Here is a 25,869-nt window from a genome sequence, read left to right on the forward strand (position 1 = left end):
TTTTAGTGCTTTAGATAATCAGCAAACTGTGTGGTTTGCGGGTTAGCAAAAGCGTCGTGCGTACCATGCTCTACGATGTGTCCTTTCTCGAGGTACAGAACGTGGCTAGCAATCTTCTTAGCAAAATCGACCTCATGCGTCACTACGACTTGGGTGATGCCAGTTTCGCTTAAATCTTTAATAATCTTAACGACTTGGTTAGTAATTTCAGGATCAAGAGCTGCGGTCGGTTCATCAAAAAGCAAGACTTCCGGTTTCATCATCAATGCACGAGCAATCGCCACACGTTGTTGCTGACCACCAGAAAGCTGCATCGGCCATGCGTCGGCCTTATCAGCCAAATGCAACGTAGACAAAATTTGCATAGCTTGGGTTTTAGCTTCTTCTTTATCCATTCCAGACACTTTAATAGGCGCTTCAATCAAGTTCTCCATTACCGTCATGTGTGGCCACAAGTTGTACTGCTGAAATACCATGCCCACTTTACGGCGAAGCGCTAAACCTTGCTTTTCTTTGATTTCAGCCGAGAAATCAAAGACGTCATTAGCGATGTTTAACTTGCCGTTATCCGCCCCTTCCAAAAGGTTTAGAACACGTAATAAAGAACTCTTCCCCGCGCCGCTTGGGCCCAGTAACACTAGCGTTTCACCGTTTTCACAATTGAAACTCACATCGTGAAGAACTTGTGTATCACCGTAGGATTTATTGATTCCGCTTACCTGAATACTCATGCTGCAATACCGCATTAATTGTCACTTGGCATTCATATTACCAACAAGTGGTTTTTATGCAATAAAAATGTATAAAAATTTAATTTGTTAACTTTTTGTGTAAGAAACGAACAGCTGGATAGAGAATATGACTGGTTTGATGAGTGTGGTTTTTACAGAATTTGTTGATCTAGTAGCTAGCTGTATAACATTACGACAGCTAAGCATTTTTTACCTTTTACAGTACACATCTCCCACTGTATCATTGCAACTAGAGGCTTATGTGATATTACTCGCATTAATTAATGCCTCTATAAACAATATGAGTTCCAAATACAAATAAAATAGGAAAGGAAAATGAGATCACGAATAGTAGCAGTTGCAATAAGCACTGCCCTAATAAGTGGTTGTGCTACTCAAAGCCCACAAACTAAACCCGCAGAGGGTGCTCACTCGCAAGCTGAGCAGCTCAAAGCCCAAAAAGAAGCCATTGCAAACCTTAACCAATCACCAGTCCTAAAACGTAAAGTAGCCTTGGGTCGAATAACTAATGAGACTATTTATGGAAAGAGTCTACTGCGAGATGACAAAGGCGATGTGTTAGGTAAGCAAGTGACTGACATGTTGTCCAAAGCTCTTACAGAATCAGGTCAGTACATGGTATTTGAAAGGCCAGATATTGATCGCCTAAAGGACGAAGCAAAACTTACGGGTGAAGAATTAAATATCGTAGGTGTGGACACACTGATCATTGGCTCACTAACAGAGTTTGGACGCAAGACCGAAGGTGAACGTGGCTTTTTATCGTCAACTAAAAAGCAAGTAGCTTTTGCAAAAGTCGACTTGCGACTCGTAGATAGTAAGACCGGACTTGTGTATCACTCTTTATCTGGTGCGGGGGAGTCTAGTTCTGAGTCCGCATCCGTAGCAGGGTTTGGGTCTAAATCTTCTTATGACGGAACTTTGAATGATTCGGCAATTTCAAATGCAATTGCTGACGCAATCAATAAGTTAACTATAGAAATCCAAACCAGACCGTGGATGACAGATATTCTTTCTGTTGAGGATGACACAATTTACATCAGTGGCGGAAAGTCACAAGGCATTAAGCCGGGTATGATTTTTGACATTGAAATAAAAGGCAAACAGATCAAATCAAAACAAACTGGTTTCGACATCACCTTACCAGGGAAAAAAGTTGCTGAAATCAAAGTTGTTCAGACTTTTGGTGATACTGCAACAAACGAAGGTGCCGTCACCGTAGTAAGCTCAGGTTCAATTTCAAACCTTGATACCAACAAACTCAATGTTGTGGAACAGAAATAATGAAAACTAGACTAATAATCCCGACTCTTGCTCTGTTTTTCGCTGCTGGATGCGTTCAAATGCCAACGACAGAAAGTAAAACTGTAGATAATCGACCACAACTCACTTTTTCAGTTTCAGCAGAAGGCGGTTCCGACTACACCGTTGTCATTGATGGGTTGGATAATGGATCCATTAAACAATACACCGCAGGAAAGAAAGCTCTTCGTGTCCTCCCTGGCACTCACGTCATTGAGTTTTACCAAGATGGCGCTTTAATCTCATCACAAAAAATATATGTAAGCGATGGCGTCACGAGAGAGGTAATAGTCAAATGAAGTTTTTAAAAACTATTACCGCAATTTCTGCGTCTATTCTTCTGTTCGGGTGTCAAACAACAAACACTCTATATGATTGGGGTGGCTACGATGAGGGACTATACGAATACTACTACGATCCAATTGAAGCAAAAGAGTTTCCTATTGTATTGGAGACACATCTAGTCGAATTAGAAGAAAGTGGTCAAAAGCCAGCACCAGGCCTTTATGCCGAGGTAGGCACGTTTAATCTCAAATCTGGAAATACTTCCAAAGCGATCGCTTTCTATAAAAAAGAAGCGGAAACTTGGCCTGAAAGTGCTCCTTTAATGAGTGCGCTTATTCAAAACCTAGAAAGACTAGACAATGAAAAAGAGGCACAGAATTAATGAACATGATTAAAACGCTATTTTTAATTACGTGTATCTCGCTTTTGTCTGCATGCCAAACGACACAAATTGAAAGACAAACTGGCTTTGAGGAAATCAATCCTAAATCAATCCTGATACTTCCTGTCGTGAATAAGAGCGTTGATGTTGATGCTCCTTTGGCTGTATATAGTTCTCTTCCAGTGATGTTGGCTGAGAAAGGTTATTATGTGTACCCATCAAATACTGTAAAAACCATTCTTGAGTACGAGGGCTTATATGAGCCTGCAGAAGTCCAAGCACTTCCAACAAATAAACTCGCTGATATGTTCGGTGCTGATGTATTTTTATACGTGACGATTGAACAGTGGGATACAAAATATGTTCTTATATCAAGTACTACAGAAGTAGAGTTCACATATACGTTTAAAGACCGTGAAGGAAACACTATTTGGGAAGCAGCTAAAAAGATGGAGTACACTCCTCAGAATAGTTCTTCTGGTAATGCAATCGCGGATTTGATCGGTGCAGTCATTACCGCGGCAATTCAACGTGCAGCTCCTGATTACATGCCACTAACTCGAATGGCTAACTACCAAGTATTTTACACAGATAAAGCAACCTATTTGCCAAATGGTCCATATTTACACAAACAAACTAAATAAAAAACTGATGTAAAACTATAAGCGCTGACTGTAGCAATCAGCGCTTTCAAACTCTAAGGAAAACCTTTTCCTATCATTTTAGAAGAAGACTCGCTTCACCTTTTGTTGGTTCTGCAAGTTTAAAAGATTGCTTCGTTTGTTATTTAACAATAATCATAGCCTTTGAACTTCAGAAGTGACCAAACTTCGCGCACAAAAAAGGCCGCTTTACAGCAGCCTTCATCACTTCTACTTGGAATCATCGCCTTTCATAGCTTAAACCACACCACCAGCACCGAGCATAGAACGCTCACTATTCTCTACCAGCAACGCGGTTGCGGTTTGTTTCAGTGTTTCCCATTCTTGGTCTTCGACAAAGATACCATTTTGCCAAGAAGCTTGTTGCGTGCGGCTTAACTCATCACCTTCAATGTGGGTGGTATACCCTTGTGCACTTTTCTCGATATCGAAATCGTTCACGGAGAGCTCGATAACCATACTATGCAAATCCGTATCATGCCCATCAAACTGATCCGAGAAAAAGACTTCTGGTGCGATTCGTCCGCGGTTTAACACATAAAGCGTTCGCTTGGGACTAGAGCCATTGACCCATTGTGCGCGACACGCGATGCCTTTCGCAGAGAGCTTCAACAACTCACTGAAACCCAGCCAACGGTTATGACACTGTTTCAACGTAATGGTAATCGACTTACGGTTGATCATTTTCTCGAGCGCGAAATCCAACACAGCGGGTAAATGACACGCTACACTCCCGTTGTGCAGTTCTACCTCTATGCTTGACGGTGTGCTGTTGGTCACCGATACGGCGCAGTCTGAATCTAACCCAAGAAACAGACTGGCGTTATTAAAGTGGCGAACTCCATGTAAGCCAACCATTTGCAAGTCCGCCACCATGTTCGCAATGACATCCGCCTCACCACAGTGACGGCGCATCCCAAGAAATGCCTTATTAACCGCGGCCACCAATTCGTTGTGAGAGACGATCATAATGCAAATCCTCCGTTGATTTTTTGATTGTCACTTTGCGCAATTTCGTCACGCGGCGGCATGCTAGGGAAAATCCATGTGTCTGCCAGTTTAGGGGCGTGAATTTCATCTAACAACGGCGCACCTTGGAAGAAAGTTACTCGAACCCAACGGTCCGAGCGCGGATCAAACTTAGTCGCACCAAAGATCGCCAACTTACAGCGCAGTAAGTGCATTGGTAACGCATCTTTACGCAGCACATTCATTTGAATATCCCCCATCGCACGGTTGCCTAACGTCCATACGCGACGTGTGATCGAACGATAAGCCGGTTTTTGCAATAGAAACTCCGCTACGGACATTTCTTCATCACAACCAAGCAAGGCCTGGTACAAGCGATTCACTTGCCTGCCGATATCAAGCGGCAGTTCTTTTTCTTCTCCTGCTTCCTCCCCACGAACACCAAGCCTTGGCTCTTCTTTGTCTTGTGAACGATACCAGAACCAGTAGTTGTTCTCGGCTAGTGAGTAATCTGCATCAATCGCCCAGCGGTATTTGCTTTGCAACACCTCAAGTAAATCTTGGATCTTTTTCCCGCCCGGAATCGATAGCGTTTCATCCGTATTCATTTGGCTAGCAAATTCATCCACCAAAGATGGATAGAGTTCGATCAAGCAAGAGGTGAGGATTTCTTGGGCTTCCACACTCATTGTTTTCTTATGCTCGACCAAACTCGCCCAGTTCGGATGTGATGCCATTAACGTTGTTAGCTCCGATAGCAGTTGTTTGATGTCTGCTATCGCTTGATGATTGAGCCTGTCTTGATGTTCATTGATGGTGATGACTTGCTCTAGATGGCGCTGTGCTTTTTGCAGTAATCCTTGCAATGGAGCATGGAATGAAGCTTCACACGGCATGGCAAAGACTCGCGCTACTGCACGCTCGCGAGAAGTCATCCATTGGTCAACGATGCACGGGTGGTTAATCAAGTATGGAGCCATGCCTAAGCCAGTTGCATTACCTACACCAAGGTAGCGCTGCAAACCACGATGTAAGGCAACCGCGTTTTCACCACCTTTCTGAAGCGCCAGAAAATGCACCCAATCCAAACTGAACTCACGCAGCATATACACCGCACACATTTGCGCGCTAAAAGACTGGCTGAAATCAGGGTTGTTCTCGATCAGTTTGAAATCGGCGATACCAAATTTTCCATTGCCATACACGGCTGTGGTTCGCAGGATATACCCCACTTCCGCCAACTCTTTAGGCTCGGGCTGCTTTCCTTTAGAAAGTGCGTTAACGATGTGCTCAAACACACGCACACTTTTGTTTGCACGAGCAAGAACAAGCACGTTATTCGGATTACGCCCCGCTTCTTGCAGCGGTACATTCGCTCTTAGCCTTTCTAACAAAGTAACATCAACATCGCCTTGGACCAGTGCGAAAGTGACGTCCCACTTTTCAGCTATTACGCGGTCATTCCGTTCATCGTCGGCAATTTCATCACAAAAAACCACCAAATGATAAACGTGTGCTGGCGTGGCCAATTTATAAATCACGTGACCATAACCACGAGGGCAAAGTTGCCAATCATGTTTGGTTACTTGCCAGTTTTGACTTGCCATATTGCGAATCAAACTACGAACAAAGCTGATTCGATTTTGGTGCATTGCGCCAAGCCTTTCAGCTGCCATGACAATTTCTGCGTCGCGCATAGTTGCTTCCGTATAAGTAGAACGATGTGCATCCATTTTGCTCACCACCTATTTGTTATTGTAAGAATACTAGGGTTTGTACGGATGCAGGAGGAAGACAGCCGCACAAGCTCCACGTTGTTTAAATTAGCGAATCGTTATAACCCTTGCTCTTTCGCCATATTGATTGCGATTTGTGGCGCATTCCAAAGTGATGGCAACAAAATCAGCGACACCGGAACCGCGGTTATCACAATGAAAGATTGCAGGGCAGAGATTCCACCAGACCCAAGAGAAATCAGAATCAGTGCCGTGACACCCATCATTACCCCCCAAAAGGTACGAATGATCGCGTTTGGCTCCGTTTCACCACTTATCACGACACTGATGGTGTATGTCATAGAATCGCCCGTCGTCACAATGAAGATCGTGGTTAGAATCAGAAATAGGATCGAAGTCAACATCGGCATTGGCAGTTGCTGAGTAACTGCAAGCAAAGCTCCTGGTAGGTTGAAGCCTTCAAACGCCGTACTCACACTACCTGGGTCTGCAATTTCAAATGCAAGACCAGAACCACCAACAATTGTGAACCAAAAGCATGTTGTTAGCGGAGCCACAATACTGATTGTTGAAATAACTTGGCGGATAGTGCGACCACGAGAGATTCGAGCAATGAAGATTGCCATCATTGGCCCGTAACCAAGGAACCAGCCCCAGAAAAACACCGTCCACCAACTTAACCAACCTTCATCACCTCGGTACGTCGCCATCGGGATGAAGTTGTCCAACATAGTTCCTACCCCTTGAATGTATCCGTTAAAGATAAAGTTCGTAGGGCCAAAAAACAGGATGTAAACCATCAACGCCATAGCCAGAATTACGTTGTAACGGCTGAGTAGTTGCATGCCTCGGTTTAAGCCACTAAGAGCCGACAGGGTGTAGAGCGCAATCGCAAACAAAATGATAATAAGCTGAGTAGTAAAGCCATCAGGAATCTCAAATAGAGCATTTAACGCGTAGCTAACCTGCAACCCCAGAAACCCGATTGGCCCTATGGTGCCAGCCGCCACGGCGATTATGCAGCACGCATCAATCAACGCCCCGACTTGCCCTTTAAGCGCTCGCTCACCCAATACTGGGTAAAGCAAAATACGCGGCTTCAATGGTAAGCCTTTGTCATAATGCAAGTGCATCACCACAATTGAAGTTAAGCTGCCCACAATCGCCCAAGCCAAGAAGCCCCAGTGCATAAAAGATTGCGACAACGCATTTACCGCTCCTTGTTGCGGGTTATCTTGCGCACCATACAAAGGTGGCGGGCTAACATAGTGAGCGATAGGCTCAGCCGCAGCCCAGAAAACACCACCACCAGCAAGTAAGGTGCAGAATATAATTGCCATCCAACGGAAAGAGTCCATTTCTGGCTTTGCCATTCCACCCAACTTCACCTTGCCTGTTCGCCCTGCTGCTAACCCAAGACCAATAAGAAAAGTGAGAAGAAGTAGTAACTGCCAATAAGGACCAAACACTAGCACTGCCCAGCCAAATCCGGCGTTAACGAGCGTTGATAACAGTTCACCATCATAAAGAGCGATAGCAACGAACAGCGCGATAAAGCCACCGCTATACCAAAACGCAGGGTTATTCAGCCCTAATTTATCCGTCGTCTTTTCCGCAATTGATGTGTTGTATTTTGCTTTTGACTTGCCCGATGACACGCTCATCGTGGAAGCTTTCATGCTATTGGTTAAATCAGACATACTCTGGCTCCAGAGGTTCTTTGCAGCTGTCAAAGACTGGCCACAAATGTGAGTTTTACGCCTGCAGTATTGTTGTTATTTTGACAGGCGATTCCTAATTTGGGGAATGCTATGAAATAGGCTCTAATCCTTCTTTGAGGAAGTGGAACCAGTTTTCACCCAATATTTTTCCTGCCTCAGATTCACTAAATCCGTGACGCATTAATCCGTTGTAGATGTTCTCCATTCCTGCACTGCCGCAGAACCATGGCAGCGCATCTGGCCAGCCCGAGTTGCTTGCTGAACCTTCACCGTAGTCCATCGCTTTTGACCAACGGCCGTTGCGCATCCATTCCAATACCTGTTGCGGTTGGTTTAAACACAGATCGCTACCGATGCCTAAATGGTCGACGCCAAACATGTCAGCGGTTTTCGCTACCATCTGGCAGAAATCATCCAAGGAGCATTGGCTGCCATTTGGTAAATGGAACGGGTATAAGCTAAATCCAATCAAACCACCGCGTTCAGTCAGCGCTTTAATCACCGTATTGGATTTATTACGCAGTGCGTCATGCGCAAACGTCGGGTTGGCGTGGCTGATACAAATTGGACGCGAAGAAAGGTCGATGGCTTCAAGTGTTGAGCGTTCCGCACTGTGGGACATATCAATGATCATCCCGACTCGGTTCATCTCTTCAATCGCTTGCTTACCAAAGCGAGTTACACCGGAATCGTTTTGTTCGTAACAACCTGTCGCCAGCAAGCTTTGGTTGTTGTACGTCAGTTGCATGATCAACAGACCTTGGCGGCGCATCACTTCAATCAGACCAATTTCATCATCGATCGGTGAGCAATTCTGCGCGCCGAAAAAGATACCGACTTTACCTTCTGCTTTGGCTTTTTCTACATCTGCCATTGAATAAATCGGCATGATGAGATCGGCATTTTGCTCGAAGCGTAGGTTCCACTCAGCAAAACGCGTTAAGGTTTCACGTGCATTTTCGTGGTAAACGATGGTGGCATGAACGGCAGTAATGCCACTCGCCTTAAGCGTTTGGAAGTACTCTCGCTCCCAATTGCAGTACTGCAATCCGTCAATCACAATCCGTTGTTGGTACATAACCACTCCTTAAAAAATTTCTTAGCCTTTCAGAGTGGGTAGCTGACACCATCAACTACCCACCTCTCCTTAATAAGGACGCTGATAAGCGGTTTTCACTACGGTGTAAAACTCTTTGGCGTACTGACCTTGCTCACGAGGACCAAAGCTTGACTCTTTGCGGCCACCAAATGGAACGTGATAATCCGTGCCCGCGGTCGGCAAGTTAACCATCACGCAGCCTGTTTGGGCTTGCTGCTTAAAGATCGCGCTGTTGCGCAGGCTTTGCGTGATAATGCCGCCTGTGAGGCCAAAGCGCGTATCGTTCACCACTGCAATCGCTTCGTCTAGATCAGAGACGCGAATCACGCTGGCCATTGGTGCAAAGACTTCTTCTTGGTTCACTTCCCAGCTATTTTGTGTGTTCAAGAAAAGCGTTGGTGACATGTAGTAACCGTCATGCTCTAGATTTAAACGCTCACCACCGAAAGCCAACTCAGCCCCTGCTCGGCGCGCTTTTTCAATCCACTCAAAGTTCGCATTCAATTGGTTACCATCAACCACTGGGCCCATGAACACGCCATCTTCCAGTGCGTGACCAACTTTGAGCTCACTCATGCGTTTGATTAGCGCTTCAACATACGCGTCGTGAATTCCGTCCATAACAACAAGACGAGAAGACGCCGTACATTTTTGACCAGCACCGGAGAATGAGCCCGCGATTGTTGCTTCGACAGCAATTTGAATGTCTGCATCATCTGCCACCACGAGCGCGTTTTTACTGCCCATTTCTAGCTGACAACGCACAAAGTTTGGTGCCGTTGCCGCGGCGACTTTACGGCCTGTGTCCACAGAGCCAGTGAAGCTCACGCCGTTCACATCTTTCGAATTGATGAGGGTATTACCTACTTGCGAACCGCTACCCAAAACGAGGTTAAACGTGCCAGCAGGTAAACCTTGGCGATGGATAATCTCAGTCAGTGCAACGGCACTTGCTGGAGTTAGGTTGGCAGGCTTCCAGACGACGCTGTTACCAAATGCGAGCGCTGGAGCAATTTTCCAAGCCGCTGTTGCCGTTGGGAAGTTCCAAGGAGAGATAATGGCGATAACGCCGACGGCTTCGCGAGTAACTTCAACGGAGACACCTGGACGGACGGAAGCAGCGTTATCGCCAATTTGACGCAGTACCTCAGCAGCAAAGTATTGGAAGAATTGGCCAGCACGGTAAATCTCACCTCGACCTTCCGCAAATGGCTTACCTTCTTCACGCGAAAGCAAGGTGCCCAATTCGTCACATCGTGCGATTAGCTCATCACCAATTGCTTGCAATACTGCTTGTTTACGCTCAATTGGTGTTTTTTCCCACTCTGGCTGCGCTGATTTAGCCGCTTGAATCGCTTGCTCTACTTGCGACACACTCGCTTGTGCGAAATCACCAATGTTTTCGCTGATATCAGAAGGGTTAATATTGGCGATGGTGTCCATGCCCGATTGCCATTCACCAGCTATGTAGAGGGATTTTTCTGCTTGAACATTGTTAATAAAAGTCATGGTTCTTTCCTTGTTCTTCCGATTTGTGATGGCAAGCCATCAGCTCACTGATCTCTAATTATTCTTGTTGTGGTTTTATTCGGGTTGGCTTGCCGACGCGTAGACGACAAACTCCACCAACATTTCTTCTCGTGCTAACCCTGCAACCACCATGGCGGCGCGATTTGGGTACGGCGCTTCAAAATATTCCGTGTACACTTGGTTAACGGTTTTTAAGTATTCTCTGTCGGTCACGTAAATCAGGACCTGCAACACCGAGTCCAAAGACTCCCCGGCACACTCCAGAGTGTGAATGAGATTGTTAAAGGTTTGGCGTGTTTGTGCTTCGATGCCACCTTCAACAACCGCGCCTGTATCATCAATAGGAATTTGTGCTGTATACAGAGTTCCATTGTTAACAATTGCCCATTCGAGGGGCGCTTTAGAAGCAAACAGACTGGTTTTTACTGGATGTTTTTTAGTAGAAGTATTCACGTGCCTTTTAACCCTTGTAACAGCTTTGTTTCAATATAGTTAAATGATGCACATTGACAGGTGATAAATCTAACGGTAATTTTTTTACATTTGATAAATAAAACTTATCACCTCATTGAGAATAACGTAAATAAAGGGATTAAGAGGCATTAGGGATGAGTATTAAACTTCAACAATTAATGCATTTTGTGATGGTAGTCGAGGAAGGTGGGTTTCGAGCTGCTTCACATCGTGCAAATCGATCTCAGGCTGCGCTCTCCACTTCGATAAAAGAGCTAGAAAAAATGCTAGGACAAACGCTGTTTGAACCCGGCAACAAAACCAAATTAACACCCTTTGGTGAGATTTGTTTGCCCAAAGTGGTTCAGTTTCTCAATATCTACAGTGCGCTGGACAACGATCTCAAAGCTGCCGCAGCCGGACAGCAAGGGAGAGTGCGAATTGCGAGCGTTCCTTCTGTGGCAGCAAAGCTCATCCCGAGTGTGTTGGGTGCCTTTTGTGAACAGTATCCAAATGTAGAAGTGAGCTTGATCGATGATAACGCGGCGGGCGTCGAGGCTCGCCTACTCTCCGGTGAAGTCGACTTGGCGCTCGGTAACCCCTCTCACCTTGATGAAGGCGGCATTGACTTTACGCCGCTGTTGTGCGACCCCATTGGTGTGGTGTGTTTAAAAGATAACTTGATTGCCAATCAAACAGAGGGAATCGAGTGGCAAACTTTGCTCGAACAACCTTTTATTCGTAATGGTACCTGTACGCTTCTCGCTCCAACCCCAGCCAGAGCACTGAGTGAGCAAGCGCTCTATTCGGTCGAGAATATCACTTCGCTGTTTTCTGTCTTAGAACTTGGCATTGGCGTCACCACTTTACCTAAACTCGCTTTCCCAACCAATGAAACACGCTTGGTTTGGATCCCTCTTATCGATCCACCGCTTGAAAGGCAAATTGGTATATTTACGTTAACCGATCGCACGATCTCGCCTCAAGCTAAAGCATTTCATGATTTGTGTGTACGTTATCTAAACTATCAAGATGAAGACACGTAGTTCGAAGGTTCTTAACTAACAGTGGCTCCATCAGATTTTTGGAGCCACGATTAGTCGATATAAACTGTGAGTTGATATTAGGAGAAAAATTCCGTCATTTAAAAATCACTCCGTTCCTATAGCACTCAGTCTGGCTTGATGTTCTGATTCATTTTGAACAGATTGGTTGGGTCGTATTTCTTCTTGATTTGTTGTAAGCGCGCAAAGGTTGGGCCATAGGCAGACTCTGTACGTTCAGCTTCGTCTTGTGTAAGGAAGTTGATATACGCACCGCCACTGGCATACGGTTTGGTTTTGGCAAAAAAGTCTCTCGCCCACGCGATACAAGCTTGGTCATCTTCTGCGGAGTCCCATCTTCCGTGCACATTTAATACGTAATTAGCGTCACGGCTAGAATAAGCCATAGATTCAGGTTCTGGTCTAGATGCCGCGCAGCCAAGAGAAGCGATAAAAATCTCGCATTGAGGCGATGGTAACTTCCCTGCGTATTCTATCGCCGCATCAATGATACCTTCGCTTAGCGAGTTAAAGTTATGCGATTTCCAATAGTTACGTGCGCCCGGAGTGAGTAAGGGATCAAACGCTTGTTGCCATGCAGCAAATGGTTGTACGCCAACATGCTCACCATGTGCGTCACCAAAATCTCTGAGTGGTTCAATTAGCTTTTCACCCTCGGATGGGTCGCCTGCATAACATATCGCCAGTACGACAACTTCTTTACCGTGAACGCTTTCAGGTAAGAATGGGAGTGGCGGTGCTTTACGACTCACCATCCACACACTTAACTCTTCTGGCGCAGATTCGGTGAATTTTGCAAACTGCGTGATGATCGATTTGGCTTGTTCAAACGGGAAGACAATCAAACCACTCAGTACTTCAGGGCCTACGGGATGCAATTGGAATTCAAACTGCGTAACGATGCCAAAATTACCACCGCCTCCGCGCAGCGCCCAGAAAAGATCCTCGTTTTCTGTTTCACTGGCAAGCAATTGGTGTCCGTCGGCAGTAACAACGTTTGCAGAGACTAAGTTATCTATCGTCATACCGTATTTACGGCTCAACCAACCAAAACCACCACCTAAAGTAAGACCAGCAATACCAGTGGTAGAGTTAATTCCTACCGGGGTCGCTAACCCGTGTTTTTGAGTGGCTTCGTCTAAGTCGCCCAAGGTACAGCCCGGCTCAACAAACGCTCTCTTGGCATTTTCATCAACTCGGACTTGGGTAAGGAGCGACAGGTCGATCATGACCCCATTATCACAGACAGCGTTGCCCGCAATATTGTGTCCCCCACCTCGTACAGAAAGTAGCTGACCATTGTCTCGCGCAAAGTTAACCGACATCACAACGTCATCTGTCGACTTACAGCGAGCAATCAAACTCGGCTTGCGATCAATCATGCCATTCCAGATTTGGCGAACTTCATCGTAATTAGAATCGGTAGGTAAAACGACGTCACCTTGAAAGTGACTTTTGAAATGTTCAATGGTTGTGTTTTCTAAACTCTTCATATTAGTTGCCTCTCACGTTTTACATGAGCGCTTGTAAAAAGTGATGCAACTACGAGCTTGTACAAGCTTCCTCACTGTTAAACGTGACGTTTTAGTAGCCATTTTCTAGTAAACAACACACGCATCAACACAAACCGCATTCGAGCGTCATCATTCACTTCCGGCACAAGCTTGGAAACCTAAAGTGCAGAATCGGCAATCCATTGAGCGTTCAATATTGCAGATCCTTTACCTTACCCTTGTGCCTAGTTTGAAATAAAAACGCTTAAAGTTTAGAACGCCATTGAGTTTCATCTATGAAACACTGTCTTATTATTGACATTTTTGACGATTAATATTATTCCCATTTTTTATCAATGGGATGGAATTAAAAAATCGATAGGACTTAGTTGATGAGAAAAGCCAAACCAAACTCAGCTGTCGAGTGTTTACGGTAAGACGGCCATAAAAACAAAGCCTCCTTAGATATGAGGAGGCTTCTTCATTGGTTATGTAAACTCACTAACTGCGGCGGTTTCGGTTCTTATAAACCACACAGAAGTTGCCGCGCTTAGTTCGGCATTTAGAGCAACGTTCACAGTCTACTGGTGCGCGATTGCCTTCTTTCCAACGTTTAATCAACTGTGGCTCAGCGAGTAGAGGACGTGAAACAGCAAAAAACTGGATGTTGGTATTGTCAGCAATGTTCTCGATCGCATCAATATCGCGTAACCCGCCAACCGTAATCACGGGGATATGAATATCTTGACTGATCACTTGCCCGTATTCGTGAAAATAGCCTTCTTCTTGCAGTGTGTAACCATCGAATCTTTCACCAACAAGTTCGTTTGCTTTGCCGTGAATGTTGCCGGAGACGATGATCGCATCAACGCCCACTTCTTCGAGTTTCTTACACACGATGCGTGTTTCATCGAATGTTAAACCGCCGTCAAAGAATTCAGTCGCGGTTAGCTTCACAAGAATTGGAAACGCATCCCCCACCAACGTTCTGGTCTCAGAATAGATTTCCAAAAGCAAACGCATACGATTTTCTAAGCTGCCTCCGTATTCGTCTTCGCGTCGATTGTAGTGCGGGCTTAAAAACTGGTTGATTAAGTAAGTGTGCGCTGCATGAATCTCGACACCGTCAAAACCGGCGTCTTGAGCTCGTTTACTCGCTAATGCAAATGCTTTTACGATGTAGTCGATTTCATCCTTCGTCATCGCTTTGCCTTGAGTATTCGTGCCGCGCTCAGGCACATCACTCGGAGCAAAGATCACGCGCTCACCGACGTTATAGGTGGTTTTAGTACCGCCATAAGCAATTTGCATCACAATTTTAGAATCGTACTGATGAACCAGTTCTGTGAGTTTTTTGTATTCTCCGATGAAAGAGTCATTGTAAATACCCATCATCCCTGCGTTGGGCTTTTCTTCTTCAACGATATTGGCGTAACCTGTGACGATTAACCCGACTTCACCTTTAGCAAGCTCTTCGTAAATATCGTAAAGCTTTGCCGTCATGTGGCCATCTTCCGTCGCCATATTTTCCCACGTTGCGCTACGCACAAAGCGGTTCTTTAGGGTCATGCTGCCAATGCGGGCTTCGGAAAACAAAATACTCAAAACCAGTCCTCTTAATTCGTTTTTATTGTTTGACGCGTTTGTAAATCAACAAGAACGAAAAAGGAACAGCGATACATAATGCATGGCTGTTCCTTCTCTGAATCCTTGAGACTTAACATCAACAAGGCGCACCTTACTGTTTCGGGGAGGACAAAACTTTAATCTGGGTTAAGGTTTGGTGGGATTACTGCTTCTAAAGTGGATGACGTTCAAGGAACTCATCCCAATGAAATTAAACATCTGTCTGACTCTTATTAGTACCCCGCAACTTTAAAACTTCACTGACCTGTAATTCATATAAAACCTTCTCGTCGCAAAGTTGAATGTTGCTATGTGCTGGTATTATCACACGTCTGATGAAGTCGTTCGTTCCACTATGTTCTACACACTGGTCGTTTTTACTTTTTTATCATGGCTAGATATGAATACGTGATGGCAAAACTGGAGGGGGTACCAAAAGGCCTGTAACGCGAAAAACTCATAAAAGTAAAATGGCCTTACTGTAAAGTAAGACCATTCTTGTATTTGCAGGGAGGTAAGCTTTGATTTTATCTAAAGAGATTAGCCTGAAGCTAAAGAGCAAGAGGTATCAACTCGACGCCAAGCACACCACTTATCCCCATCACCACCAGCAGCGAGACTTTAAATACTGATTTTGACCACGCGACGTAGTTACTGTCGTCAATACTGCGAAAGGTCACTTTCGTCCACATAAAGCAAACGACAGCCGCAACCGCTAAGTATTCATACCCGGCTTCACCAAGTAAAAATAATCCCAGCGATACTGCACCAAACGCCACCACATACGCTTTCATGTGTCGGTGCGCTTTATGAATACCCTCTTTAACGGGTAAAACCGGAATCCCCGCTTCTCGATAGTCTTGCATACGGAACATCGCAATCGCATAGGAGTGCGGCATCTGCCATAAGCAGAACATGGTAAACAGCAAAATCGCTTCTAAGCTGATGAAGTTGGTCACCGCCAAGTAGCCCACTAATGGTGGCACGGCGCCAGAGATACTGCCAACAAGAGTGCCGTATACTGAGTTGCGCTTGTACCACATAGTGTAGAAGAACACGTAGTAGACGTAACCGAGTAGCACCACGACCGCCGAAAGCGGATTAACTAATTGGAACAACAGCGCCGTTCCCACCAGTAACATCGCCAAGGCATAGACAAAGGCGACATCAATATTGATATTCCCTTTTACGGTCTCACGATTTTGTGTCCGCGCCATCTTTTGGTCGATATCGCGGTCAAAAATATTGTTCACCACACAACCTGAAGCAATCACCAGTCCCACGCCAGCCAAGGTTGTCAGAAACAACGTCAGGCTTGCAGGTTCTGATTTTGCGGCGAGGAAGAACCCCGCCGCAACTGAGATCAGGTTGCCGAAAATAATGCCCGGTTTGGTGATAGACAAATAACTTTTCAGCATACCCGTGCCTACAACTTCATGTTGACGTTCATGTTGTAAATAATCCAGATCGAACCGGCGATCAGGATCAACACAACAATGGCGGTAAACATCAATGACACCAAGTTCCAACGCCCGTCTGACGTTTTCGCTTCCATGTGTAGGAAGTACTTGAAGTGCACAAAGATCTGCACCAAAGCACAAGTAAACATCACAACGTAGGTGGTGCTCGCTGGCAAGGTTTGCGCCCAGACGAAGTAGAACGGAATCACCGTTAAGATCAGCGACGCAACGAAGCCTTTTACGTAATCCGACGAGCTGGTTTCAACATGTTGGCCCATTACATCACCCCCATTAAGTAAACGATGGTAAAGACACAAATCCAAACAATGTCTAGGAAGTGCCAGAACAGGCTCAAGCAGTTGAAACGCATCGCCATGTTGTCGTTCAAACCTTTAGTAGAAAGCTGGTGATAAGCCACCGCCAACCAAATCAGACCAAAGGTCACATGCAGGCCGTGCGTGCCAACCAGCGTAAAGAATGCCGATAGGAACGCACTGGTTTGTGGGCCATAGCCTTCTTTAATCAGGTGATGGAACTCGTAGACTTCCATGCAGATAAAGCCAAGACCTAGCGCAAACGTCACTAGCATCCAACGCTTTAGACCCGCCACGTCATTACGCTTCATAGCGATAATGCCAAAACCGAAGGTGATACTACTAAATAGCAGCAACATGGTTTCGACAAACACGAACGGCAGTTCGAAAATCTCTTTACCTGTAGGACCAGCAATTGAGTTGCTAGACAGCACCGCGTATGTCGCGAACAAAGTCGCAAACAATACGCAGTCACTCATCAGGTAAACCCAGAAACCAAACAGCTTGTTGCCATTCGTGTCATGGTGGTGATCATGGTCATGATGAGCTGCGACATTAGTTTGCATAGGTCACCTCCAGATCTTCGCTGTTTTCGTTGTCTTTCACGGTTCCTTTCTTCACTTCATCTAGCTGAGCTCGGCGAGCGGCCTCGATCGCCTTGATCTCTTCCACTTCAACGTAGTAATCCACGTCATCGTTGTAACTGTGTTGAATACACGTCACAACGATACCCACCAAACTTGCTGCCGCTAGCCACCAGATGTACCAGATCATCGCAAAGCCAAAGACCAGCGCCCAAGCCGAGACATAAATACCCGTTGCCGTGTTCTTCGGCATATGGATACGTTCGTATTCCACTTCTTTCATTGGATCGAACTCACCACTTTGTTTCTGGTACCAGAACGCGTCCAATACATCGCCTTTTGGCAGATGAGCAAAGTTGTAGAACGGCGGAGGTGAAGACGTTGCCCATTCCAATGTACGGCCGCCCCACGGGTCACCCGTTAGATCACGGTTTTGCTCGCGATCACGAATACTCACGTAGATTTGGATGAACTGAGACAATACGCCCAGAGCGATCACAACCGTGCCCGCCGCCGCAACAGCCAATAGCGGGAAGTATTCCGGGTTGATGTCTTGGCTCAGACGACGGGTCATACCCATAAAGCCCAACGCGTAAAGCGGCAGGAACGCCATCAAGAAACCGACAATCCACAGATAGAATGCGCGTTTGCCCCAAGTTTCATTCATGGTGAAACCGGTCGCTTTCGGGAACCAGTACGTGATCGCCGCAAAACAGCCGAACACCACACCACCGATAATCACGTTATGGAAGTGTGCGATTAGGAATACAGAGTTATGCAGAACGAAATCCGCACCCGGTACTGCCATCAGCACGCCCGTCATACCACCAACGGTGAAGGTAATTAGGAAGCCTACTGTCCACATCATCGGTGTGGTAAAGCGAATGCGGCCTTTGTACATGGTGAATAGCCAGTTGAAGATCTTCACCCCGGTTGGGATGGAAATGATCATCGTCGCGATGCCGAAGAAAGCATTCACGTTCGCGCCAGAACCCATGGTAAAGAAGTGATGCAGCCAAACCACGAACGCCAGAATGGTGATGACGATCGTCGCCCACACCAGTGAGGTGTAACCAAATAGCTTTTTACGCGAGAAAGTTGCCGTCACTTCTGAGAACACGCCAAAGATAGGCAGCACCAAGATGTACACTTCTGGGTGACCCCATGCCCAAATCAGGTTGACGTACATCATTACGTTGCCGCCAAGATCATTGGTAAAGAAGTGCATACCCAAGTAACGGTCAAGCGTCAGCAGTGCGATGGTGACGGTCAGAATTGGGAACGAAATGATGATCAGAATGTTGGCACATAGCGACGCCCAAGTGAAAACTGGCATCTTCATCATTGGCATTGACGGCGTGCGCATACGCAAAATGGTGGCGAAGAAGTTCACACCCGTTAGCGTGGTACCGACACCAGATATCTGCAGCGCCCAAATCCAATAGTCGACCCCGACGCCCGGACTTGCTTCAATGCCAGACAGCGGCGGATACGCCAACCAACCGGTACGGCCAAATTCACCCAAACCTAGCGACATGTTAGTTAGGATCACACCAACTACAAACAGCCAGAAACTTAAGTTATTCAGATACGGGAAAGCCACGTCACGCGCGCCGATTTGCAGCGGTACGATGATGTTCATCAGACCAATCACGAGCGGCATCGCAACGAAGAAAATCATAATCACGCCGTGCGCGGTAAAGATTTGGTCGTAGTGATGCGGCGGCAAGTAGCCTGCTTCACCCGCAGAGGAAAGTAGCTGTTGGCTACGCATCATCACTGCGTCCGCAAAGCCACGTACAAGCATCAGCATCGCCACAGCGATGTACATGAAGCCAAGTTTTTTGTGGTCTACCGAAGTAAACCATTCATTCCATAGGTATTGCCATTTTCCAGCTTTGGTTACGGCAACCACCACCGCTAATCCCACCAACGCGACGATAGCCAGCGTGATGATGATGATCGGCTCGTGATATGGAATTGAATCCAGAGTTAATCTTCCAAACATGTGATTATCCTTGGTTTTCAGGCAAACAGTTCATGGAACCCGGATGTTGGGTCACGACGTTGCTGAACAGAAACGGAGGAACACTTGAGAACAGAGTGACAGGCGCAGCAACGCTTGGCTCAGCCAGCGAGCTGTATTGCTCCCAATCTTCGATTCGATCAGGGCTTGCTTTCACTTTTTGCACCCAATTTAGGAATGCCGCGCGATCCGGCATTGCCGATGCGGTGAACTTCATCTGCGAAAAACCTTCGCCGCTGTAGTTCGACGCAAAGCCCTTGTAGTCCCCTTCGTGGTTAGCGATCAGATTCAACTTAGTCACCATGCCTGGCATCGCGTAAATCTGAGTACCCAAACGCGGGATAAAGAACGCATTCATGATGTTGTCTGACGTCAGCTTAAAGGTCACAGGCACATCTTTCGGAAACGCCACGTAGTTTACGGTCGCGATGTTTTCTTCCGGATAGATAAACAGCCATTTCCAATCAAGCGAAACCACTTCAATCGTCATCGGTTTGACATCACTCACCAGAGGTTTGGATGGCTCTAGTTCGTGGGTAGAACGCCAAGTGATGGTGGCAAGAATGGCGATAATGATGATGGGAATTGTCCATACCACCACTTCGATTTTGGTCGAGTGCGACCATTCTGGTGCGTACTCTTCATCGGTGTTACTTGCTCGGTATCGATAAGCGAAGTAAATCGTCATCAGAATCACAGGGATCACGACGATTAACATCAGCAAAAGAGCGGTGATGATCAGCTCTTTTTCTTGGACACCAATGGCACCTTTCGGGTCAAGCAAAGCAGAATTACATCCTGAGAGCAAAAGTATGACGCACGCCAAACTCCCCCTCGACAAGATGCGTTTATATCTTGAGGCTTCCATTAACTTTCTCGATGGTTGTCTGGTTTCAAAGCAAATGCCATTACGTTCGGTATCAAGCTAAGAACCAGTTGTTATAGTCATTAGAATGTTTATGTGTTGAGCATGTGCAACATTGGGATCATCGAATATCAAACGGGATTGCAGCGTGGTTAAAACCACACTTACAGTGTGAGTTTAATGTTACACTTTGAAACACAATGTTACATTTGGCGCATTATGAGGAGTAAAAAGTTAAAGCTCATTAGTCACAACTGGAAACTAACCTTCCAATAATGAAATTTAGGTATGTAAACCACCAGCTAAAACTCTTGCGCAAAATTGACGTGCCACAGAGTAAACGCCATATTTAATAAGGTGTTAGATAGACAGGAAAGAACGGACGGATGAATTGATCATAAATCCGGTGATAGTTATAAGATGATTAAAAATCAAACTAAAGAATTGTGACCAACATCAAATTAATGATTTCACGTAGTATTTGAATGGTATTTATTCTTAATTAAATATGACACGAATTTTATTTATTACGTGAATGTGTGTGTTGATATTAAAAAAGAAAACAGAGCCTGCCCTCAATGCGACTCGTCACTAAGCAGACAAATATGCCTCCCTGAGGCAATCATTCTCTGAAAAAAACGTTTACATTCGGATTCCGCCATCCACCTCAAGCACGCGGCCAGTGAAGTAATCACTCTCAAGAATGTATTTGACGGCATGAGCGATTTCACTCGCTTCCCCCATTCTCCCTACCGGAATCATCTTTTCTAGACGTTCGATCGCCTCTGGCTTCATTTGATCAGCCATCGCCGTATGTACAACCCCCGGCGCAATCGCAGCGGCTCGAATGCCGTACCTTGCAAGCTCGCGTGCCCACGTTGTTGCCATGGTAGCGACCGCCGCTTTGGAGGCGGAATAGTTGGTTTGACCAATATTCCCGGCTCTCGCAACGCTGGAGATATTGATGATGACCCCTTGTGAGCCACTTTCAATCATTTTTACAGCAGCCTCACGCCCACACAGAAATGTTCCCGTGACATTGACATTCATGACGAGATTAAACTGCTCCAACGACATTTTGCTGATAACGCCATCTTTGGCTTTTACAAACAAACCATCTCGCAGCACTCCCGCATTGTTGATGAGTCCATTAAGCTGACCGAAATCTTGAAGAATGGCGTCAAATGTCGCTTCCACATCCGATTCATTTGTCACATCAACCGGATAAGTGAACGCTTTCGCACTTAACATCTGACATTGTGATTGTGTCTCTCGTAAACCGGTTTCATTCACATCGAGCAAAGCCAAATCAGCTCCGGATTGAGCGAGGGTAATCGCCATCATTTGGCCCAGCCCCTGCCCTGCACCTGTAATCGCAATAACGCTATTTTTTATGTCCATATTTGCTCTCCCAAACTTGTCGATGCTCAGACACGAAATATCGAAACTGGGAGCTTATTGCTCCCAGCACAATGGTCATTTGTTGTTCTTATAGAATTCAAACAGACTTGAGAAATCGAGTTCGCCATGACCGCTCGAGTTATGGAATGCATAGAGGTTACGCGCCAACGCTCCCATAGGCACCGAGGAGTGGGTTTGCAATGCGGCATCTAATCCCAAACCTAAATCCTTTAGCATCAGCTTGCTCATAAAGCCCGGTTGATAATCATGGCTGGCTGGCGCGCTATCCATCACGCCCGGGCATGGATTATAAAGCTCTAACGCCCAGTTTCGTCCCGAGCTTTGCAACATGATGTTGGACAAGACTTTTGGATCGAGCCCATGATCAATGCCTAAGTTCAGCGCCTCACACGTGCCTGACATCAAAATACCCAGCATCAGGTTATTACAGATTTTAGCCATCTGCCCATCGCCAGCTTTACCCGCATGAAAAACGTTTTTCCCCATGTACTGCAAAATGGCGTTCGCTTTTGAGAATGCCTCATCCGAGCCACCGACAATGAACGTCAACGTAGCCGCTTTAGCTCCCGCGACGCCACCCGAAACCGGTGCGTCGACAAATAACAAACGCTTGTTTGCCGCTTCATTGGCAACCAATCTTGCTGAATCGGGATCGATCGTCGAACAGTCAATCAATAGCGTATTCGGTGCGACAAGGTTCATCACGCCAACGCCCCCGTGTAAGTCCCCTAAATACACCGACCGAACGTGAGACCCCGCTGGAAGCATGGTGATCACGGTGCTTGCACCATCCACCACTTCTTCGAGCGAGCTCGCAACCACTGCCCCAAATGGCATCAGTTGTTTTGCGGCTTCCACATCCACGTCAAATATTTGCACGTTAAACCCTGACGCTAACAAGTTCTGCGCCATTGGATTCCCCATTCGACCCAACCCAATAAATGCGATGGTACTCATGATTATTCTCCTTATTGACCTAACGGCTAACCTAGCGGCTGTTCACCGAGCTTGGCGAGCGGGTGTTCATCGTCAGCCCAAAGCGAGGTAAACAATAAGTCGATGACATCTTCATCGACTTCACTGACCGTTTTAAACATCCAGTTTGGCTCACCATCTCGGTCGATAAGGCGAGCGCGAACGCCCTCTTCAAATTCCCCTAAGAGCGCACAACGAACCGACAGGCTCAGCTCCAATCGGAAGCAGTCTGCAAGCGGTAAGCGGTGATATTCTTTGACTTGTCGAAAGCAGATATGAGCAGTAATTGGGCTGCCTGACGAAAATGTTTCTTTCGCACCTGCAATCCACGGGCTGCTGTCTTCCATCGCCATAATGCGTTGAGCAATGAGGTTGAGGTCTACGCCTTTGCAAGCTTCTTTTATTTGGTCGAGATGAGGGCAGATTTGCGTGGTTGGTTTGCTGTCGATGATTTGTTCTTCCAACAACGCCAACAGCGCACTAACCAGTTCCTTCGCACCAGAAGTCCCCCATGGCACTTTTTGTAGCTCTTTTAACAAAGTGGGATATTGCTCTTCCAGTAACAGCCAATCCGCCAGACCAGTAGTGACAGCGTCACTCGAATTAACGAGCGCACCGGTCAAGCCAAGAAATAAACCCACTTCAGGATCGATTTGACTAAGGAACCAAGTACCACCTACGTCTGGATATAGACCGATGTTGATTTCTGGCATGGCTAAACGCGATATTGGCGTAACAACCTTGTGGCTTGTGCCCATAAACAGCCCCATGCCACCACCCATCACGATGCCTTCACCCCATCCAATGATGGGTTTATTGTAGGTATGGATTAAATAGTCACACTCGTATTCCAACGCAAAGTATTTTGTGCAAAATTCTACGGTCGCTTCTTTGCTCTCATTGTGCATGACGTGATACATCGCCCGCACATCCCCGCCAGCACAGAATGCTTTTTCTCCCGCACCACTTAACACCACACAAACCACGTGCGGATCGTGTTGCCATTTGATCAATTGATCGTGAAGTTGAACCAACATATCGAACGTCAATGCGTTCAGTGATGGCGTGTTATCCAACGTCGCGACGCCGATGCGATGTACGCCATCGACACAATCCGTTTCTGTAATGGTGACCGTTCCTACCATGAAGCCTCCTATTGGTTCTTCCAGTTAGGTCGACGCTTTTCAAGAAAGGCGCGTACGCCTTCTGTTTGATCTTCGGTATCAAATAAATCGAGGAATAATTCACGCTCTTTCATTAAGCCGTGTTTGAGTGGCGCAGAGCGCATGTTTTGAATCAAAATTTTGCACGCGGCGACCGAAGAAGGCGATTGATTTGCAACCGACTCAGCCATCGCAATCGCTTTACTTAAGGCTCCCCCTTTTGGCACTAACTCCTCCGCTAGGCCTAGTTCTTTTGCCAAAGAGGCGCTGATTTGTTCGCCGCAAAGAATCATGCGTTTCGCCCATCCTTCGCCAACAAGCGCGGTGAGATTTTGTGTGCCACCAGCGCAAGGAAGCAGCCCAACTTTCGCTTCTGGCAGCGCGAGTATGGCATGCTCTTCGACCACTCGAATATCACACGCCAACGCCACTTCTAGCCCACCACCCATGGCATAACCATTAATGGCAGCAATAGATACACCTCGAAACTCGGAGAGGGTTTCAAATGCTTTACCAAAGCAGCGCGCCATCTCTAATGCGCGTGCTTTGTCACCATCAGCAAACAACTTGAGATCCGCACCTGCCGAGAAAAACTTGTCACCACAGCCAGTAATGACCAAGGCATAAACGTCTTTATTTTGGTTAAGCGTACACACCAACGCTTTTAAAGCGTGAAGGCTTTCTGCCGTCCACGTGTTCGCGGGGGGATTATTCATCGTAATCACTGCGACGTGATTTTGAATGGTGTGCTCAATGGCTTGTGGCGTTGATGACATAATGTGACTTCCCCTTTTGATGGCGCAGACCCGATAGCTTGTTAGAGCAACGCTGACGTTTCTGAGAGCAGACGACGCGCGATGATCAGACGCATAATTTCATTAGTGCCCTCAAGAATTTGATGTACGCGAACGTCACGGAAATAACGCTCCATGGGGTACTCTTTTATGTACCCGTAACCGCCGTAGATCTGCAACGCTTGGTCGCAAATTTGAAAACCGACGTCGGTTGCAAAGCGTTTCGCCATCGCGCAGTACGTCGTCGCATCGGAATCGCCTAGATCGAGTTTGCTGGCGGCATAACGCACCAATTGCCGTGCTGCGACAAGCTCCGTCGCCATGTCCGCTAACTTGAATTGCAGCGCCTGAAATTGCGCTAACGATTTTCCGAACTGCTTTCGCTCCTGCATATATTGCGTAGCTTGATTCAGAGCTTGTTGCGCCGTACCAACGGAACAGGTCGCGATATTAATGCGCCCACCGTCCAATCCTTTCATGGCAAATATGAAGCCTTGCCCTTCTTCGCCCAGTAAATGACTTGCTGGAATAACGACATTGTCAAACGTAACCGCGCGTGTTGGTTGGCTGTTCCAGCCCATTTTGGGCTCTTTTCGCCCATAACTGATGCCGTCAGCTTGAGCAGGAACAACAAATGCAGACACACCTTTGGCACCCGCTTCGCCCGTTCGCGCCATCACGACCAAAACATCCGTCTCTCCTGCGCCGGAGATAAATGCTTTGCCGCCATTCAACACGTATGCATCGCCTTTTTTGTGCGCGGTTGTACTCAACGAAGCGGCATCCGACCCCGCATTGGGCTCCGTCAAGCAATACGAACCCAACCATTCTCCGGTGACGAGTTTAGGACAATAGTTGGCTCTCACGTCTTCGGTCGCGAAACTCGCCACCATCCAACTCACCATATTGTGGATAGTCATGAAAGCAGTCGTCGACGTGCACCCCATTGAGAGCTGCTCAAAAACAATCGACGCATCCAAACGGCTTAACCCCAAACCACCATGTGCTTCTGGCGTATAGAGGCTGAGAAAACCCAGTTCTCCCGCCTCTCTCAATACGTCTTTAGGAAAGTTCTGTTTTTCATCCCACTCTGCGGCCATTGGTGCTAAACGCTCTAACGAAAACTGCTGAGCCGTATCGGCAAATGCACGTTGATCTTCATTAAGTTCAAAGTCCATAAAAGCTCCTTGCT

At 46.6% G+C, this 25,869-nt stretch carries 24 protein-coding genes; 5 read left to right on the plus strand and 19 right to left on the minus strand.

Translation table 11 applies throughout. The features are described 5' to 3' along the window. Positions 1-2: 2 nt before the first annotated feature. A complete protein-coding gene (gene artP, locus BIW15_RS08890; protein WP_005483352.1) occupies positions 3-731 on the minus strand; it encodes an arginine ABC transporter ATP-binding protein ArtP in 729 nt (242 codons plus the stop codon). A gap of 336 nt (positions 732-1,067) precedes the next feature. Here artP and BIW15_RS08895 point away from each other — a divergent pair, with 336 nt between their 5' ends. The 4 genes from BIW15_RS08895 to BIW15_RS08910 are packed head-to-tail and all read left to right on the plus strand — an operon-like array spanning position 1,068 to position 3,365. Further along, positions 1,068-2,036 (plus strand): CsgG/HfaB family protein, encoded by a 969-nt coding sequence (locus BIW15_RS08895; protein ID WP_025499698.1) that lies wholly within the window; start codon positions 1,068-1,070, stop codon positions 2,034-2,036. Continuing rightward, positions 2,036-2,353 carry a hypothetical protein gene (locus BIW15_RS08900; RefSeq protein ID WP_025499699.1) on the plus strand — a complete coding sequence of 106 codons (318 nt, stop codon included), beginning with the start codon at positions 2,036-2,038 and terminating at the stop codon, positions 2,351-2,353. Before BIW15_RS08895 ends, BIW15_RS08900 begins: the two co-directional genes overlap by 1 nt. Beyond that, positions 2,350-2,721, plus strand: a complete 372-nt coding sequence (locus tag BIW15_RS08905) for a DUF4810 domain-containing protein (RefSeq protein WP_025499700.1) — start codon at positions 2,350-2,352, stop codon at positions 2,719-2,721. Before BIW15_RS08900 ends, BIW15_RS08905 begins: the two co-directional genes overlap by 4 nt. Then, complete coding sequence (locus tag BIW15_RS08910) at positions 2,721-3,365, plus strand: GNA1162 family protein (RefSeq protein ID WP_029798540.1); 645 nt, start codon at positions 2,721-2,723, stop codon at positions 3,363-3,365. The genes BIW15_RS08905 and BIW15_RS08910 overlap by 1 nt, the downstream gene beginning before the upstream one ends. Positions 3,366-3,620: 255 nt before the next feature. Here the strand turns inward: BIW15_RS08910 and BIW15_RS08915 are convergent, their stop codons facing one another. The 6 genes from BIW15_RS08915 to BIW15_RS08940 form a co-directional block, all read right to left on the minus strand. Further along, positions 3,621-4,352, minus strand: a complete 732-nt coding sequence (locus tag BIW15_RS08915) for a DUF3726 domain-containing protein (RefSeq protein WP_025767672.1) — start codon at positions 4,350-4,352, stop codon at positions 3,621-3,623. Beyond that, entirely contained in the window at positions 4,349-6,085 is a 1,737-nt protein-coding gene (locus tag BIW15_RS08920) for a hypothetical protein (RefSeq protein ID WP_029798541.1), read from the minus strand. Before BIW15_RS08920 ends, BIW15_RS08915 begins: the two co-directional genes overlap by 4 nt. A gap of 101 nt (positions 6,086-6,186) precedes the next feature. Beyond that, positions 6,187-7,788 carry a BCCT family transporter gene (locus BIW15_RS08925; RefSeq protein ID WP_029800756.1) on the minus strand — a complete coding sequence of 534 codons (1,602 nt, stop codon included), beginning with the start codon at positions 7,786-7,788 and terminating at the stop codon, positions 6,187-6,189. A gap of 109 nt (positions 7,789-7,897) precedes the next feature. Further along, entirely contained in the window at positions 7,898-8,887 is a 990-nt protein-coding gene (locus tag BIW15_RS08930; protein ID WP_029799255.1) for a membrane dipeptidase, read from the minus strand. Positions 8,888-8,956: 69 nt separating this feature from the next. Next, on the minus strand, positions 8,957-10,417 hold the full coding sequence (locus BIW15_RS08935) for an aldehyde dehydrogenase family protein (RefSeq protein ID WP_025499708.1): 1,461 nt from the start codon (positions 10,415-10,417) through the stop codon (positions 8,957-8,959). Positions 10,418-10,492: 75 nt separating this feature from the next. Continuing rightward, on the minus strand, positions 10,493-10,891 hold the full coding sequence (locus BIW15_RS08940; RefSeq protein ID WP_025539764.1) for a RidA family protein: 399 nt from the start codon (positions 10,889-10,891) through the stop codon (positions 10,493-10,495). Between the two features lie 155 nt (positions 10,892-11,046). Between BIW15_RS08940 and BIW15_RS08945 the strand changes: the two genes are divergently transcribed. After that, positions 11,047-11,937 (plus strand): LysR family transcriptional regulator, encoded by an 891-nt coding sequence (locus BIW15_RS08945; RefSeq protein ID WP_029799252.1) that lies wholly within the window; start codon positions 11,047-11,049, stop codon positions 11,935-11,937. A gap of 125 nt (positions 11,938-12,062) precedes the next feature. On the opposite strand, the gene BIW15_RS08950 is transcribed toward BIW15_RS08945, so the two are convergent. The 12 genes from BIW15_RS08950 to BIW15_RS09005 form a co-directional block, all read right to left on the minus strand. Further along, positions 12,063-13,448 (minus strand): FAD-binding oxidoreductase, encoded by a 1,386-nt coding sequence (locus BIW15_RS08950; RefSeq protein ID WP_077280873.1) that lies wholly within the window; start codon positions 13,446-13,448, stop codon positions 12,063-12,065. A gap of 501 nt (positions 13,449-13,949) precedes the next feature. Further along, a complete protein-coding gene (locus BIW15_RS08955) occupies positions 13,950-15,053 on the minus strand; it encodes an NADH:flavin oxidoreductase (protein WP_077280874.1) in 1,104 nt (367 codons plus the stop codon). A 572-nt stretch (positions 15,054-15,625) separates the two neighbouring features. Then, entirely contained in the window at positions 15,626-16,540 is a 915-nt protein-coding gene (gene cyoE, locus BIW15_RS08960) for a heme o synthase (protein WP_195183103.1), read from the minus strand. Beyond that, positions 16,501-16,812 (minus strand): cytochrome o ubiquinol oxidase subunit IV, encoded by a 312-nt coding sequence (gene cyoD / locus BIW15_RS08965; protein WP_005455698.1) that lies wholly within the window; start codon positions 16,810-16,812, stop codon positions 16,501-16,503. Before cyoD ends, cyoE begins: the two co-directional genes overlap by 40 nt. Further along, entirely contained in the window at positions 16,812-17,414 is a 603-nt protein-coding gene (gene cyoC / locus BIW15_RS08970; protein WP_021821510.1) for a cytochrome o ubiquinol oxidase subunit III, read from the minus strand. The genes cyoD and cyoC overlap by 1 nt, the downstream gene beginning before the upstream one ends. Further along, positions 17,404-19,440, minus strand: a complete 2,037-nt coding sequence (gene cyoB, locus BIW15_RS08975; protein WP_031429012.1) for a cytochrome o ubiquinol oxidase subunit I — start codon at positions 19,438-19,440, stop codon at positions 17,404-17,406. Before cyoB ends, cyoC begins: the two co-directional genes overlap by 11 nt. Positions 19,441-19,444: 4 nt before the next feature. Further along, positions 19,445-20,326: a ubiquinol oxidase subunit II gene (gene cyoA / locus BIW15_RS08980; protein WP_005455699.1), complete on the minus strand. Its 882-nt coding sequence runs from the start codon at positions 20,324-20,326 to the stop codon at positions 19,445-19,447. Between the two features lie 639 nt (positions 20,327-20,965). Continuing rightward, a complete protein-coding gene (locus BIW15_RS08985) occupies positions 20,966-21,724 on the minus strand; it encodes an SDR family oxidoreductase (RefSeq protein WP_065871381.1) in 759 nt (252 codons plus the stop codon). A gap of 75 nt (positions 21,725-21,799) precedes the next feature. Then, entirely contained in the window at positions 21,800-22,702 is a 903-nt protein-coding gene (mmsB, locus tag BIW15_RS08990) for a 3-hydroxyisobutyrate dehydrogenase (RefSeq protein WP_005498503.1), read from the minus strand. Between the two features lie 26 nt (positions 22,703-22,728). Beyond that, on the minus strand, positions 22,729-23,865 hold the full coding sequence (locus BIW15_RS08995; protein WP_077280875.1) for an enoyl-CoA hydratase/isomerase family protein: 1,137 nt from the start codon (positions 23,863-23,865) through the stop codon (positions 22,729-22,731). Between the two features lie 8 nt (positions 23,866-23,873). Continuing rightward, positions 23,874-24,659, minus strand: coding sequence for an enoyl-CoA hydratase (locus tag BIW15_RS09000; RefSeq protein ID WP_077280876.1), 786 nt, complete (start codon positions 24,657-24,659; stop codon positions 23,874-23,876). A gap of 41 nt (positions 24,660-24,700) precedes the next feature. After that, complete coding sequence (locus BIW15_RS09005; RefSeq protein ID WP_077280877.1) at positions 24,701-25,855, minus strand: acyl-CoA dehydrogenase family protein; 1,155 nt, start codon at positions 25,853-25,855, stop codon at positions 24,701-24,703. Positions 25,856-25,869: the final 14 nt, after the last annotated feature.

Source organism: Vibrio sp. SALL6 (assembly GCF_002002385.1).
GTDB classification, from domain to species: Bacteria; Pseudomonadota; Gammaproteobacteria; order Enterobacterales; family Vibrionaceae; genus Vibrio; species Vibrio parahaemolyticus.